The 13,726-nt window shown below is 54.5% G+C and carries 14 protein-coding genes and 1 other annotated feature; of the genes, 9 read left to right on the plus strand and 5 right to left on the minus strand.

Annotated features, from left to right (window positions below; genetic code table 11):
* The 3 genes from tsuA to Q5705_03600 all read right to left on the minus strand — a co-directional run bounded on the left by tsuA (position 1) and on the right by Q5705_03600 (position 3,749).
* Entirely contained in the window at positions 1 to 1,056 is a 1,056-nt protein-coding gene (tsuA, locus tag Q5705_03590) for a thiosulfate utilization transporter TsuA/YeeE (protein ID WLI77653.1), read from the minus strand.
* Between the two features lie 167 nt (positions 1,057 to 1,223).
* The gene (locus tag Q5705_03595) at positions 1,224 to 2,585 is read right to left on the minus strand and encodes an APC family permease (protein WLI77654.1); all 1,362 of its coding nucleotides are present in this window, start codon (positions 2,583 to 2,585) and stop codon (positions 1,224 to 1,226) included.
* Positions 2,586 to 2,924: 339 nt separating this feature from the next.
* Positions 2,925 to 3,749 (minus strand): SDR family oxidoreductase, encoded by an 825-nt coding sequence (locus tag Q5705_03600; GenBank protein ID WLI77655.1) that lies wholly within the window; start codon positions 3,747 to 3,749, stop codon positions 2,925 to 2,927.
* A 174-nt stretch (positions 3,750 to 3,923) separates the two neighbouring features.
* Between Q5705_03600 and hisL the strand changes: the two genes are divergently transcribed.
* From hisL to hisIE, 9 genes are all read left to right on the plus strand, one after another.
* Positions 3,924 to 3,974 (plus strand): his operon leader peptide, encoded by a 51-nt coding sequence (hisL, locus tag Q5705_03605; protein ID WLI78959.1) that lies wholly within the window; start codon positions 3,924 to 3,926, stop codon positions 3,972 to 3,974.
* Positions 3,950 to 4,072, plus strand: a sequence feature (His leader region). Its footprint overlaps the gene before it by 25 nt.
* 34 nt (positions 4,073 to 4,106) lie before the next feature.
* On the plus strand, positions 4,107 to 5,006 hold the full coding sequence (hisG, locus tag Q5705_03610; protein WLI77656.1) for an ATP phosphoribosyltransferase: 900 nt from the start codon (positions 4,107 to 4,109) through the stop codon (positions 5,004 to 5,006).
* A gap of 75 nt (positions 5,007 to 5,081) precedes the next feature.
* A complete protein-coding gene (gene hisD, locus Q5705_03615; GenBank protein WLI77657.1) occupies positions 5,082 to 6,386 on the plus strand; it encodes a histidinol dehydrogenase in 1,305 nt (434 codons plus the stop codon).
* Positions 6,383 to 7,444, plus strand: a complete 1,062-nt coding sequence (gene hisC / locus Q5705_03620; GenBank protein ID WLI77658.1) for a histidinol-phosphate transaminase — start codon at positions 6,383 to 6,385, stop codon at positions 7,442 to 7,444. Before hisD ends, hisC begins: the two co-directional genes overlap by 4 nt.
* Positions 7,441 to 8,508 carry a bifunctional histidinol-phosphatase/imidazoleglycerol-phosphate dehydratase HisB gene (gene hisB / locus Q5705_03625; GenBank protein WLI77659.1) on the plus strand — a complete coding sequence of 356 codons (1,068 nt, stop codon included), beginning with the start codon at positions 7,441 to 7,443 and terminating at the stop codon, positions 8,506 to 8,508. The genes hisC and hisB overlap by 4 nt, the downstream gene beginning before the upstream one ends.
* Positions 8,508 to 9,098 carry an imidazole glycerol phosphate synthase subunit HisH gene (gene hisH / locus Q5705_03630; GenBank protein ID WLI77660.1) on the plus strand — a complete coding sequence of 197 codons (591 nt, stop codon included), beginning with the start codon at positions 8,508 to 8,510 and terminating at the stop codon, positions 9,096 to 9,098. The genes hisB and hisH overlap by 1 nt, the downstream gene beginning before the upstream one ends.
* Positions 9,098 to 9,835 carry a 1-(5-phosphoribosyl)-5-[(5-phosphoribosylamino)methylideneamino]imidazole-4-carboxamide isomerase gene (gene hisA / locus Q5705_03635; GenBank protein WLI77661.1) on the plus strand — a complete coding sequence of 246 codons (738 nt, stop codon included), beginning with the start codon at positions 9,098 to 9,100 and terminating at the stop codon, positions 9,833 to 9,835. The genes hisH and hisA overlap by 1 nt, the downstream gene beginning before the upstream one ends.
* Positions 9,817 to 10,593 carry an imidazole glycerol phosphate synthase subunit HisF gene (gene hisF, locus Q5705_03640; GenBank protein ID WLI77662.1) on the plus strand — a complete coding sequence of 259 codons (777 nt, stop codon included), beginning with the start codon at positions 9,817 to 9,819 and terminating at the stop codon, positions 10,591 to 10,593. Before hisA ends, hisF begins: the two co-directional genes overlap by 19 nt.
* Positions 10,587 to 11,198 carry a bifunctional phosphoribosyl-AMP cyclohydrolase/phosphoribosyl-ATP diphosphatase HisIE gene (hisIE, locus tag Q5705_03645; protein WLI77663.1) on the plus strand — a complete coding sequence of 204 codons (612 nt, stop codon included), beginning with the start codon at positions 10,587 to 10,589 and terminating at the stop codon, positions 11,196 to 11,198. Before hisF ends, hisIE begins: the two co-directional genes overlap by 7 nt.
* A 46-nt stretch (positions 11,199 to 11,244) precedes the next feature.
* On the opposite strand, the gene wzzB is transcribed toward hisIE, so the two are convergent.
* Positions 11,245 to 12,228, minus strand: a complete 984-nt coding sequence (gene wzzB, locus Q5705_03650) for an LPS O-antigen chain length determinant protein WzzB (protein WLI77664.1) — start codon at positions 12,226 to 12,228, stop codon at positions 11,245 to 11,247.
* Positions 12,229 to 12,435: 207 nt separating this feature from the next.
* Positions 12,436 to 13,602, minus strand: coding sequence for a UDP-glucose 6-dehydrogenase (ugd, locus tag Q5705_03655; GenBank protein ID WLI77665.1), 1,167 nt, complete (start codon positions 13,600 to 13,602; stop codon positions 12,436 to 12,438).
* Between the last annotated feature and the right edge of the window lie 124 nt (positions 13,603 to 13,726).

The raw sequence follows: 13,726 nt of genomic DNA on the forward strand, positions 1-13,726 counted from the left end.
TTATGCCACAGCCGCGGCAAGCTTCGCTTTGCGCTGTGGACGAACATATAAAAACCATGACGCCGTCCATACGCCAAGGATCATAAAGGCCAGACCGACCCAACCCTGCCAGGTCATCATTGCCGTCATCACCAGACCGTTACCGATGGAACAGCCGCCAGCCATGCTGGCACCGACACCCATCAGCAGGCCGCCAAAGCCGCTACGCAGCGTGGTTTGCGCATCCGCTGCACGCACGCGGAACTCACGGCTGGCTTTCGCGGCAATAAACGAGCCAAGGAAGATGCCTAATACGAGGAAGACGCCCCAGTTAAGGAATTTGCTCTGCCCTGCCACCAGGTACTGCAAAATATTGGCGGTCGGTGAGGTAATCCCCAGGCCAAACATGCGTCCGGTGGCTTCGCTCAGCGGCCAGGCCAGCAGCGCAATCAGGCCAATCAGTACTGCGGTGACAAACGGATGCCAGCGCTTTTCAAACAGAAGATGCGCAAGCCCGGTACGGCGCGGCGGCAGCGAGGCGACTTTCAGCTTCGGCTTACGTAACTCTTTGGTGACCAACCACAGGGTGACCGCCACCAGCAGCACGATCAGCGGCCAGACGGAGAAACCAAAGGTGTCGGCAATGGAGTTGTGTTCAGTGCTGTAGGTTTTCAGCGCCTGGTTAAGCCCTGCCGCATGCGGGGAGCGCATTACCGCGCTCATCACCATATAGGTAAACAGCGCAATCCAGCTGCCGATCAAGCCTTCGCCCGCGCGATACCAGGTCCCGGTAGCGCAGCCGCCTGCATAGACAATGCCGAGACCGAAAATGTAGCCGCCCACCACCGTGCCGAGCCACGGAAACGCGCCCGCATCGTATTGCAGCACCCCGGCCTGAATGAAGGCAAAGACGCCGACGCTTTGAATAGCGATGGCAATCAGCAGGGCATAAAACATGCGGTTATTTTTCGCAATATACATATCGCGAAAACCGCCGGTCAGGCAGAAGCGCCCGCGCTGCATGACAAAACCCAGCAGCGCGCCGCAAATTAATCCACTTACTATCATTGAGAACATAATCGTGACTACGTCAGAAAAAATCAGATCGCAAATTATTCACAAGCAGCATGGCCGGAACCAATAACTAAATTATCTAATATATTTAATTTGGTTATTAACGTGCTGCCGGAAATAAAAAACCGGAGGTTTTATCCCCCGGTTTTCAATGGCATCAGGTGCAGTAATTACTGCGCGATATCTTCGTACTGCGGAACCGGGTTACGGAAGCTGCGGGTAACGCAGGCCAGGTAAATCAGGCCAATAGCGCCCCAGATAAGGCCCAGAACCATTGAGCTCTCTTCCAGGTTCACCCACAGCGCACCAACGGTCAGCGCGCCGCATACCGGCAGCACCAGGTAGTTGAAGTGATCTTTCAGCGTTTTGTTGCGCTTTTCGCGGATCCAGAACTGAGAGATAACCGACAGGTTCACGAAGGTGAAGGCCACCAGCGCACCGAAGTTGATCAGCGCCGTCGCAGTAACCAGGTCAAAGTTAATCGCCAGCAGTGCGATGGCGCCAACCAGCAGTACGTTCCACGCCGGAGTACGCCATTTTGGGTGCACGTAACCGAAGAAACGGGTCGGGAACACGCCGTCGCGGCCCATCACGTACATCAGACGCGAAACTCCCGCGTGTGCCGCCATACCGGAGGCCAGCACGGTGACGCTGGAGAAAATCAGTACGCCCCACTGGAAGGTTTTACCCGCAACGTAGAGCATGATTTCCGGCTGGGATGCATCCGGATCTTTAAAGCGCGAGATATCCGGGAAGTACAGTTGCAGGAAATAAGATGCCGCGATAAACACCACACCGCCGATCAGCGCGGTCAGGAAGATGGCGCGCGGGATCACGCGTTCTGCGTCTTTGGTCTCTTCCGAAAGCGAAGAGATGCCGTCGAAGCCGAGGAACGAGAAGCAGAGGATTGTCGCACCGGTGATCATCGGCACCACATGCGCGCCTTCAGACCAGAACGGACGGCTACTGACCAGCGTACCCGCGCCTTCACCATGCGACACACCGTAGATGATAAGCCCAACAATCACGGCAACGATGCCCATTTGCAGAACCACAATCAGGGTGTTGAAGTTCGCTACGGTCTTGATGCTGCGCAAGTTAGAGATGGTCATAAAGGCCACCAGCGCCACCACAAACAGGCACGACGGTACGGAAGGAACCAGCGCTTCAAAGTAAATTTTTGCCAGCAGAATGTTGATCATCGGCATGAACAGATAGTCCAGCAAAGATGACCAGCCCACCATAAAGCCAACGGCCGGTGAGATAGATTTCTGAGCATAGGTATACGCAGAGCCAGCGGACGGGAAACGGCGCACCAGTTTACCGTAGCTCAGCGCAGTAAAGAGGATCGCGACCAGCGCAAACGCGTACGCGGTTGCCACATGACCATCGGTCAGGCCGGAGACGATACCAAACGTATCGAACAGCGTCATCGGCTGCATATAGGCAAGGCCCATCATTACAACCGGAATCAGCGTAAGGGTCTTACGTAATTCCACGCGAGAGGTTTTTGGAGTAACGTTATGCGACATGGCTATCCCCCAGTACGGCGAATGCCGTCGCAAAAGCAAAAAATTGCCCCATTTTTGTTCTTTCCTCAGCGACAACGACTGTCGGTTTTTAAATGTGTATCTATCCGGTACGAAGCCCGGCCTCTTTTATTGAATGGCGTATTGCTTGCAAAAAAATAACCGACGCGTTTGACGTCGGTTACTCTTCTCATTTTTTGCAGCGGCATATTTTGCACCAGAATGAAGCGCGATGACAATACGATGAGACTTACCTCACTGAATCTCTGCGACTAACCGGCTGATTTTTAGGCTATTAAGAGATTATTAATCATTTTAATAGCATTTTTTGCTAAAAAATAATTATGCCAGCGGCATCTGTAACGGATCGGGATAGAGATATTCAAAGCCCAACTCGTTACAAATACGGCTACCGTCGATAACCTTCCCCTGCTTCTCACTGTGTGAAGCCGTAAAATGCGGCGGCTCCAGACCAAGCTGGCTCGCCATCGCCGGATAGAAACTCTCCCGCGAAGGATGACCTGGCGCGCACAGATTATAAATGTGGCCGCCCTTAGGCGACTGAAGCAACAGCGTAATGGCGGCGATGACATCTTCCAGATGCACCAGGTTGACGCCATGCTGGCCGTCCGGCGCGGTTTTCCCGGCGAGAAAGCGCCCCGGATGGCGCGCCGGCCCCACAAGGCCCGCAAGGCGTAAAATGTCGACCGACGTACCCGGCAAATTATGCAGCCAGTCTTCCAGCTCTTTTAATGTGCGACCGCTGGCGGTAACAGGCTCGCGCGGCGTGCTCTCTTTGACGATGCCGGACGCATCGCCATACACCGACGTCGAACTGGTAAAAATAATCCGCGGAATGCGATACGCCAGCGCGCTGTCGACAATCTCCTGCATCGCTTGCAGATAAAACGTTTCGCCGGGTCCGCTACGCCGTGCAGGCAGAGTGATGACCAGCGCGTCGACGCTCATCAATGCATCGAGATCTTCCGGTTCGCAGACCAGTTCCGGTTCGAGATTCAGCAAATAGCTTTCGATACCGCACATGCGCGCGGCCTCAACGCCGTCCTGGCTGGTTTTGCTGCCGGTGACTTGCCAGCCCCGCGCCGTTAATGAGAGCGCCAGCGGCATTCCCAGCCAGCCTAACCCGACAATCGCGACCTTTTTCATGCTTTTCCCCTGCATTCTGACTTCCGACTGTTTAAGGCTACGCCAGCACTGGAAAACTGACAATTCATAGAATGTATATGAAATGATTTAATCATAAAAAAAGCCCTTGCCTTTGGCGACCAACCTGGTTTACGGTAATTGCCAACATATGAATAAACATTCATCGAGAATTTTATGACCCGCGTTCAATTTAAACACCACCATCATCACCATCACCCTGACTAGTCTTTCAGGCGATGTGTGCTGGAAGACATTCAGATCTTCCAGTGGTGCATGAACGCAGAGAAAGCCCCCGGAAGATCGCCTTCCGGGGGCTTTTTTTTGGACAAATTTCAGCAGGATACAGAGGAAAACAGAATGTTAGACAACTCGCGCTTACGCATAGCTATTCAGAAATCAGGCCGCCTGAGTGATGACTCACGCGAATTGCTGGCCCGCTGCGGCATTAAGATCAACCTGCACACCCAGCGTTTGATTGCCCTGGCGGAAAATATGCCGATCGATATTCTGCGCGTACGTGATGATGACATTCCAGGCCTGGTGATGGATGGCGTGGTTGACCTGGGCATTATCGGCGAAAACGTCTTAGAAGAAGAGTTACTGACCCGCCGTGCGCAGGGCGAAGATCCGCGTTACTTCACGCTGCGTCGCCTTGATTTTGGCGGTTGCCGCCTATCGCTGGCAACCCCGGTTGATGAAGCATGGGATGGCCCGCTGGCGCTGGACGGGAAACGCATTGCCACCTCTTACCCGCACCTGCTGAAACGCTATCTGGATCAGAAAGGCGTCTCTTTTAAATCCTGTTTGTTAAATGGTTCGGTTGAAGTGGCTCCACGCGCCGGTCTGGCCGATGCGATTTGCGACCTGGTATCCACCGGTGCCACTCTTGAAGCCAACGGCCTGCGCGAAGTGGAAGTGATTTACCGCTCGAAAGCGTGCCTCATTCAGCGCGACGGCGAAATGACCGGGGCCAAACAGCAACTGATCGACAAACTGCTGACCCGTATTCAGGGCGTGATTCAGGCGCGTGAGTCGAAATACATCATGATGCATGCACCGAGCGAGCGTCTGGACGAGGTGATTGCCTTGCTGCCAGGCGCTGAACGTCCGACCATTCTGCCGCTGGCGGGCGATCAGCAGCGTGTGGCGATGCATATGGTGAGCAGCGAAACACTGTTCTGGGAAACCATGGAAAAACTGAAAGCCCTCGGCGCGAGTTCCATTCTGGTGCTGCCGATTGAGAAGATGATGGAGTAAAGCGCAGCGATTGCCGGATGGCGGCTTCGCCTTACCCGGCCTACGGTCCCGTCAGGCATATAAAGGAAAAAGATTATGAGCTTTAACACCATCATCGACTGGAACAGCTGTAGCGAAGAGCAGCAACGCGCCCTGCTGATGCGCCCGGCGATTTCCGCATCAGAGAGTATTACCCGCACGGTAGTTGAGATCCTCGATACGGTAAAAGCGCGCGGCGACAATGCGCTGCGCGAGTACAGCGCAAAATTCGATAAAACCGAGGTCGATGCGCTGAAAGTGACCGCGCAAGAAATTGCAGACGCCAGCGCCCGCCTGAATGATGAGATCAAACAGGCGATGGCGGTGGCGGTGAAGAACATCGACACGTTCCACACGGCGCAAAAATTGCAGACCATCGATGTGGAAACCCTGCCCGGCGTACGCTGCCAGCAAGTGACCCGCCCGATTGCCTCGGTCGGCCTCTATATTCCTGGCGGCTCCGCGCCGCTCTTCTCCACGGTGTTGATGCTGGCAACCCCGGCACGCATTGCCGGTTGCCAGAAAGTGGTGCTCTGTTCACCGCCGCCGATTGCCGATGAAATTCTCTACGCCGCGCAACTTTGTGGCGTGCAGGAGATCTTTAAAGTCGGCGGTGCACAGGCGATTGCCGCCCTGGCTTTTGGTACCGAGTCCGTGGCGAAAGTCGACAAAATCTTCGGGCCAGGCAACGCCTTTGTGACCGAGGCAAAACGCCAGGTCAGCCAGCGTCTGGACGGTGCGGCCATTGATATGCCGGCTGGCCCGTCTGAAGTGCTGGTGATTGCCGATAGCGGCGCAACCCCGGATTTTGTCGCCTCGGATTTGTTATCCCAGGCGGAACACGGCCCGGATTCGCAGGTCATTTTGCTGACGCCGGATAACAGCATGGCGTCACGCGTGGCGCAAGCCGTCGAACGCCAGTTAGCCGATTTACCTCGCGCAGAAACCGCCCGCCAGGCGCTCTCGGCCAGCCGCCTGATTGTGGCGCGCGATCTGGCGCAGTGCGTGGCGATTTCCAATCAATATGGCCCGGAACACCTGATTATTCAGACCCGCGATGCCCGCTCGCTGGTAGAAAGCATCACCAGCGCAGGCTCCGTGTTCCTTGGCGACTGGTCGCCGGAATCCGCTGGCGATTACGCCTCCGGCACCAATCACGTTTTACCGACTTACGGCTACACCGCCACCTGCTCGAGCCTCGGTCTGGCAGATTTTCAGAAACGCATGACGGTGCAGGAACTTTCGCGCGAGGGTTTTGCGCGCCTTGCAAGCACCATTGAAACGCTGGCGGCGGCGGAACGTCTGACCGCCCATAAAAACGCCGTTACCCTGCGCGTCAAGGCGCTGAAGGAGCAAGCATGAGCATTGAAGATCTGGCGCGCAAAAATGTGCGCGAACTGACGCCTTACCAGTCTGCCCGCCGTCTTGGCGGCAAAGGGGATGTCTGGCTGAATGCCAATGAATTCCCGACGGCGGTCGCCTTTGACCTGACGCAACAGTCACTGAACCGCTACCCGGAGTGTCAGCCGAAAGCGGTGATTGAAAACTACGCTCAGTATGCGGGCCTGAAACCGCAGCAGGTGCTGACCTGCCGCGGCGCGGATGAAGGCATAGAATTACTGATCCGGGCGTTCTGCGAACCGGGCCAGGATGCGGTGCTGTTTTGCCCGCCGACCTACGGCATGTACAGCGTTAGCGCCGAAACCTTCGGTGTGGAATATCGCACGGTATTTGCCCGTGAAGACTGGCAACTGGATTTGCAGGGCATCGCCGACAAACTCGACGGCGTTAAGCTGGTGTATGTGTGCAGCCCCAACAACCCGACCGGGCAAATCATCAATCCGCAGGATATACGCGCCTTGCTGGAGATGACGCGCGGCAAGGCGATTGTTGTTGCCGATGAAGCCTATATTGAGTTCTGCCCGCAGGCGACGCTGGCAGGCTGGCTGAGTGAATATCCGCATCTGGTTATTTTGCGCACCCTGTCAAAAGCCTTTGCGCTGGCAGGCCTGCGCTGCGGTTTTACCCTCGCCAATGAAGAGGTGATTAACCTGCTGTTGAAAGTGATCGCCCCTTACCCGCTTTCCACGCCGGTGGCAGATATCGCCGCGCAGGCGCTCAGCCCGCAGGGGATTGTGGCGATGCGCGAGCGGGTGGCGCAGATCCTTGCCGAGCGGCAGTATCTGGTTAGCGCGTTACGGGAAATCGCCTGCGTTGAACAGGTATTCGACTCAGAAACCAACTATATTCTTGTGCGCTTTACCGCATCGAGTGCGGTGTTTAAGTCATTGTGGGATCAGGGCATTATCCTGAGAGACCAGAACAAGCAACCCTCTTTAAGCGGCTGTCTGCGCATCACCATCGGCACCCGTGAAGAGAGCCAGCGCGTCATCGACGCTTTACGTGCGGAGCAAGTATGAGCCAGAAGTACCTGTTTATTGACCGTGACGGAACACTGATTTCCGAGCCGCCAACTGACTTTCAGGTGGATAAATTCGACAAGCTGGCCTTTGAGCCAGCGGTGATCCCGGTGCTGCTGACCTTGCAAAAAGCGGGTTACAAACTGGTGATGATCACCAATCAGGACGGTCTGGGCACCAGCAGCTTCCCGCAGGCAGATTTTGATGGCCCGCATAACCTGATGATGCAGATCTTCACCTCGCAGGGCATTTCGTTTGAAGAGGTGCTGATCTGCCCGCACCTGCCAGCCGATGCCTGCGATTGCCGCAAGCCAAAAGTGAAGATGGTCGAGCGCTGGCTTGAAGACGGCGCGCTGGATCGCGCCAACAGCTACGTTATTGGCGATCGCGCGACCGACATTGAACTGGCGAACAACATGGCGATTGGCGGTTTGCGCTACAACCGCGAGACGCTGAACTGGGCCATGATCGGCGAGCAGCTTACCCGCCGCGACCGTTACGCGCATGTGGAGCGCAACACCAAAGAGACGCAGATTGACGTTAAAGTGTGGCTCGATCGCGAAGGCGGTAGCAAGATCAACACCGGTGTCGGTTTCTTCGACCATATGCTGGATCAAATCGCCACCCATGGCGGTTTTCGTATGGAAATTGCGGTGAAAGGCGATCTCTATATCGACGATCACCATACCGTGGAAGATACCGGCCTGGCGCTGGGTGAAGCCCTGAAACTGGCGCTTGGCGACAAACGCGGCATTAACCGGTTTGGCTTTGTGCTGCCGATGGACGAGTGCCTGGCTCGCTGCGCAATGGACATTTCTGGTCGCCCGCACCTTGAATATAAAGCCGAATTTACCTATCAGCGCGTCGGCGATTTGAGCACCGAAATGGTCGAGCATTTTTTCCGCTCGCTCTCTTACACCATGGCGCTGACGCTGCACCTGAAAACCAAAGGCAAAAACGACCACCACCGCGTGGAGAGCCTGTTTAAAGCGTTTGGCCGTACGCTGCGCCAGGCGATCCGCGTGGAAGGCGATACCCTTCCCTCCTCAAAAGGAGTGCTGTGATGAATGTGGTGATCCTTGATACCGGCTGCGCCAATCTCAACTCGGTGAAATCTGCCATCGCGCGCCACGGCTACGATCCGCTGGTAAGCCGCGATCCGGATGTGGTGCTGCGCGCCGACAAACTGTTTCTGCCGGGCGTGGGGACTGCGCAAGCGGCGATGGATCAACTGCGCGAGCGCGATTTGATTGAATTAGTCAAAGCCTGCACACAACCGGTGCTCGGTATCTGCCTCGGTATGCAACTGCTCGGGCGTTTTAGCGAAGAGACGCGCGGCGTGGATCTGCTGGGCATCATCAATGAAGATGTGCCGAAAATGAAAGATGTCGGCCTGCCGCTGCCGCATATGGGCTGGAACCAGGTTTACCCGAAAGCGGGCCATCGCCTGTTTCAGGGCATTGAGGATGGCGCGTATTTCTACTTTGTCCACAGCTACGCGATGCCGGTGAATGCCAGCACCATCGCCCGCTGCGATTACGGCGAACCCTTCACCGCCGCCGTGCAGAAAGACAATTTCTATGGCGTGCAGTTTCACCCGGAACGCTCCGGTCGCGCGGGTGCGCTGTTGCTGAAAAATTTCCTGGAGATGTGATGATTATTCCGGCTTTAGATTTGATCGACGGCACCGTCGTGCGTCTCCATCAGGGCGATTACGCCCAACAGCGGGATTACGGCAACGACCCGCTGCCGCGTTTGCAGGATTACGCCGCCCAGGGCGCGCAAGTGCTGCACCTGGTGGATTTAACCGGCGCGAAAGATCCGGCGCGTCGCCAGATCCCGCTGCTGAAAACACTGGTGGCGGGTGTGAATGTGCCGGTACAGGTTGGCGGTGGCGTGCGCACAGAAGAGGATGTTGCCGCCCTGCTGGATGCCGGTGTTGCCCGCGTGGTGATTGGCTCCACGGCTGTGACATCCCCTGAAATGGTGAAAGGCTGGTTTAGCCGCTTTGGCGCAGACAAACTGGTGCTGGCGCTGGATGTGCGTATTGATGACCAGGGTACTAAACAGGTGGCCATCAGCGGCTGGCAGGAGAACTCCGGTGTGACGCTTGACGCGCTGGTCGACACCTATCTCACCGTTGGGCTGCAACATGTGTTGTGCACTGATATTTCTCGCGACGGCACGCTCGCAGGCTCAAATGTGTCGCTGTACGAAGAGATTGGTGCGCGTTGGCCGCAGGTTGCGTTCCAGTCTTCCGGCGGTATTGGCGATTTGCATGACATTGCCGCCCTGCGCGGCACCGGTGTGCGCGGCGTGATTGTCGGGCGCGCGCTGCTGGAAGGTAAATTCACTGTGAAGGAGGCCATTCAATGCTGGCAAAACGGATAATCCCTTGTCTTGATGTGCGTGATGGCCTGGTGGTGAAAGGCGTGCAGTTTCGCAATCACGAAATCATCGGCGATATTGTGCCGCTGGCAAAACGCTACGCCGAAGAAGGCGCAGATGAACTGGTGTTTTACGATATCACCGCCTCCAGCGATGGCCGCGTCGTGGATAAAAGCTGGGTGTCGCGCGTGGCAGAAGTGATTGATATTCCCTTCTGCGTGGCGGGCGGGATTAAGTCTGCGGAAGACGCCGCAAAAATTCTCTCTTTCGGCGCGGATAAAATCTCCATCAACTCCCCGGCGCTGGCGGATCCTGAGTTGATTACCCGGCTGGCGGACCGCTTTGGCGTGCAGTGCATTGTGGTCGGCATTGATACCTGGTTTGACGCCGACACGGGCAAATATCACGTTAATCAATATACCGGCGATGAGAGCCGCACCCGCGTAACGCAGTGGGAAACGCTGGACTGGGTGCAGGAAGTGCAAAAACGCGGTGCCGGGGAAATTGTGTTGAATATGATGAACCAGGACGGCGTGCGTAACGGGTACGATCTTGAGCAACTGAAAAAAGTACGCGCGGTTTGCCATGTTCCGCTCATTGCCTCTGGCGGCGCGGGTACGATGGAACATTTCCTCGACGCCTTCCGCGATGCCGATGTCGACGGCGCGCTGGCCGCGTCGGTGTTCCACAAGCAGATTATTAATATTGGTGAATTAAAAGCGTACCTGGCAGGCCAGGGCGTGGAGATCAGGGTATGTTAACAGAGCAACAACTGGCCCAACTGGACTGGGAAAAAACTGACGGACTGCTGCCCGCCGTGGTGCAACATGCGGTTTCCGGCGAAGTGTTAATGCTGGGATATATGAATGAAGCGGCGCTGGCAAAAACGCTGGAAAGCGGCAAAGTGACCTTTTTCTCCCGCACCAAAGGACGTCTGTGGACCAAAGGAGAAACCTCCGGTCACTTCCTGAATGTGGTGAATATCGCGCCGGACTGCGATAACGATACGCTGCTGGTGCTGGTTAACCCGATTGGCCCCACCTGCCATAAAGGCACTTCAAGCTGCTTTGGCGAGACCAGCCACCAGTGGCTGTTCCTCTATCAGCTTGAAGAACTGCTGGCGGCGCGCAAAACCGCCGACCCGGCAAGCTCTTATACCGCCAAACTGTATGCCAGCGGCACCAAGCGCATCGCGCAGAAAGTGGGTGAAGAAGGCGTCGAAACAGCCCTGGCGGCAACGGTAAATGACCGCGAAGAGTTGACCAATGAAGCGTCGGATTTGATGTATCACCTGCTGGTGCTGTTGCAGGATCAGCAACTGGATTTGACAACGGTCATTGAGAACCTGCGAAAACGACATAAATAGCAAGTAGCAGACGTAAAAAAACCGGGCAATGCCCGGTTTTTCGTATTTACGCTTTCGGCTGGTAGCTTCGCAACGCATTTCGCGTCAGGACAAAACCAGAACCTACAATGGCACCCAGGATAAAGGCCAGAATCACGGTCAACGCCTTACGTGGGCTATCGCGATGAATCGGCAATGTCGGCTTCATTACATAACGATAGCTGTGGATGCTGTTCGGTTTGATCGAGATGGTCTGCAAATCCAGCAAGTTTTGCCGTGTTTTGTAGTAATCATCAGAGAAAACCAGCGGTCGGGAAGACTCATTCTTGATCATCGACTCCAGCGCCGCGCTGCCCAGCAGAAACATCGTGTCCTGCGACACATTTTCCGTTTGCTGCACTTGGGGAGAGCGCACTTCTGCTTCTTTCGCCACAGCAAGCGCCTGCGAAATTTGTTTGATGCGCAGATCTTTCTGCTCCTGAGCCACTTTTTCCTGCGTGGAAAGCGACTCAACCAGATCCTGAGCACGCGATTTAATATTGATATTTAAATCAGAAACCAGCTCTTTTGCGATTAACAAATCAATTTTTTGTATATATTCCGCGAGCTTTCGCTGCGCCTCTTTTGCTGAAGACCCCTGATAAGTGACTTTCAGTGGCAGAGGCTGCCCCTGCACTGCGGTACTGATCGACAGTTTTTCGGGGATAGTCTGGTTATCCAGAGTTTCAGCGAGGGCGGAAAAAGCGGCATTAAAACGCCCGATAACCCGTTGCTGGGTGCCGTCGATATCAAAATTATTGTTATTACTTATTACACTCATCGCGCTGGTGTAATCGGCAATTTGCCCGGCATCGGGGGAACTGATCACCGCGACGGAAGTCCATTTCTCTTTTGCAAAAGCCAGGTAAATACCAGCGATAACCAGGCTGAATACGATAAAGAGAACGACAATCCATTTACCGCGCCAGATTTGCATCAAAACATCAATTAAATCAATTTGCTCGACGTCATTGCTGTTCCTGATAGTCAGGTCATTTTTTTCGTTTGTCATAGCTACCCTAAATGAGAAGCGCAAAAAAAGAATTATAGAGCGCGAGTTTAGCGGTTCGCTTTTTTTTTGCTATAGGATTATGTGTAAATAAATTTCAACGCACAAGATTTGACCATTAGTACGGGTCCAACAGCAAATTGCATGTCTATTTTTCTCAATGAATAAAAAACGGCCCTTCAGGGCCGCTTTGTCGTCTCGTGTTTACAATTAGTCGCTATTAAATAAATCGCGGGTATACACTTTCTCTTCAACGTCCGACAGTTCTTGCGCCATGCGGTTTGAGATAATGACATCCGCTTCTTTTTTGAACGCATCAAGGTCACGTACTACGCGCGAATGGAAGAACTCATCTTCCTGCATCGCCGGCTCATAAACGATAACCTGCACACCTTTAGCTTTGATACGCTTCATAATCCCCTGAATCGATGATGCGCGGAAGTTATCAGAACCGCTCTTCATCACCAGACGATAAACGCCCACGACTTTCGGTTTGCGCGCCAGAATGGAATCCGCAATAAAGTCTTTGCGCGTACGGTTGGCATCAACGATGGCCGAGATGATATTGTTCGGCACGGCTTGATAGTTAGCCAGCAACTGTTTGGTATCTTTCGGCAGGCAGTAACCGCCATAACCGAATGAAGGATTGTTGTAGTGATTACCAATGCGCGGATCAAGGCAGACACCTTCGATAATCTGGCGGGTGTTAAGCCCCAGACTTTCAGCGTAGCTGTCGAGTTCGTTAAAGTAGGCCACACGCATTGCCAGATAGGTATTAGCGAACAGTTTGATCGCTTCGGCTTCGGTAGAGTCGGTAAACAGCACCGGGATCTCTTTCTTGATTGCGCCTTCCTGTAGCAGCCCGGCAAAACGCTCGGCACGCTCAGAGCGCTCGCCAATCACAATACGGGATGGGTGCAGGTTGTCGTACAGCGCTTTGCCTTCACGCAAGAACTCTGGCGAAAAGATAACGTTATCAATGCCCAGCGTCTCTTTGATTGACTGGGTGAAACCCACCGGGACGGTGGATTTAATGATCATCACCGCCTGCGGGTTGATTTCGTGGACATCGCGAATCACCGCTTCTACGCTACTGGTGTTGAAATAGTTGGTTTTCGGATCGTAATCCGTCGGCGTGGCGATAATGACATAATCAGCACCGCGATAGGCGTCGTGCTTGTCCGTTGTCGCACGGAAATTCAGCGGCTTATTCTGTAAATACTCCTGGATCTCTTTATCCACGATCGGCGAAATCTTCTCATTCAGCATCTCGACTTTGGATTGCACGATATCGAGCGCCACGACCTCATGGTTCTGCGCGATAAGGATCCCGTTTGATAAGCCAACGTATCCTGTTCCGGAGATTGTTATTTTCATTCGATAAGCAACTTTTGTGAGTGTATGAAAGCGGTGATGGCGATCCCATCGCCACCGTTTTATATCAATAACTGTTGGGGTTTTTACCTCTTCCGTTGAGAAAGTGTCAATAAGACAAATCGCG

The organism is Kosakonia sp. H02 (assembly GCA_030704225.1).
Taxonomy (GTDB): Bacteria; Pseudomonadota; Gammaproteobacteria; order Enterobacterales; family Enterobacteriaceae; genus Kosakonia.

What these genes read in the sequence shown, in the direction of transcription:
- tsuA (WLI77653.1), bottom strand. Translation starts at nt 1,056, where the DNA reads ATGTTCTCAATGATAGTAAGTGGATTAATTTGCGGCGCGCTGCTGGGT.
- Q5705_03595 (WLI77654.1), bottom strand. Translation starts at nt 2,585, where the DNA reads ATGTCGCATAACGTTACTCCAAAAACCTCTCGCGTGGAATTACGTAAG.
- Q5705_03600 (WLI77655.1), bottom strand. Translation starts at nt 3,749, where the DNA reads ATGAAAAAGGTCGCGATTGTCGGGTTAGGCTGGCTGGGAATGCCGCTG.
- hisG (WLI77656.1), top strand. Translation starts at nt 4,107, where the DNA reads ATGTTAGACAACTCGCGCTTACGCATAGCTATTCAGAAATCAGGCCGC.
- hisD (WLI77657.1), top strand. Translation starts at nt 5,082, where the DNA reads ATGAGCTTTAACACCATCATCGACTGGAACAGCTGTAGCGAAGAGCAG.
- hisC (WLI77658.1), top strand. Translation starts at nt 6,383, where the DNA reads ATGAGCATTGAAGATCTGGCGCGCAAAAATGTGCGCGAACTGACGCCT.
- hisB (WLI77659.1), top strand. Translation starts at nt 7,441, where the DNA reads ATGAGCCAGAAGTACCTGTTTATTGACCGTGACGGAACACTGATTTCC.
- hisH (WLI77660.1), top strand. Translation starts at nt 8,508, where the DNA reads ATGAATGTGGTGATCCTTGATACCGGCTGCGCCAATCTCAACTCGGTG.
- hisA (WLI77661.1), top strand. Translation starts at nt 9,098, where the DNA reads ATGATTATTCCGGCTTTAGATTTGATCGACGGCACCGTCGTGCGTCTC.
- hisF (WLI77662.1), top strand. Translation starts at nt 9,817, where the DNA reads ATGCTGGCAAAACGGATAATCCCTTGTCTTGATGTGCGTGATGGCCTG.
- hisIE (WLI77663.1), top strand. Translation starts at nt 10,587, where the DNA reads ATGTTAACAGAGCAACAACTGGCCCAACTGGACTGGGAAAAAACTGAC.
- wzzB (WLI77664.1), bottom strand. Translation starts at nt 12,228, where the DNA reads ATGACAAACGAAAAAAATGACCTGACTATCAGGAACAGCAATGACGTC.
- ugd (WLI77665.1), bottom strand. Translation starts at nt 13,602, where the DNA reads ATGAAAATAACAATCTCCGGAACAGGATACGTTGGCTTATCAAACGGG.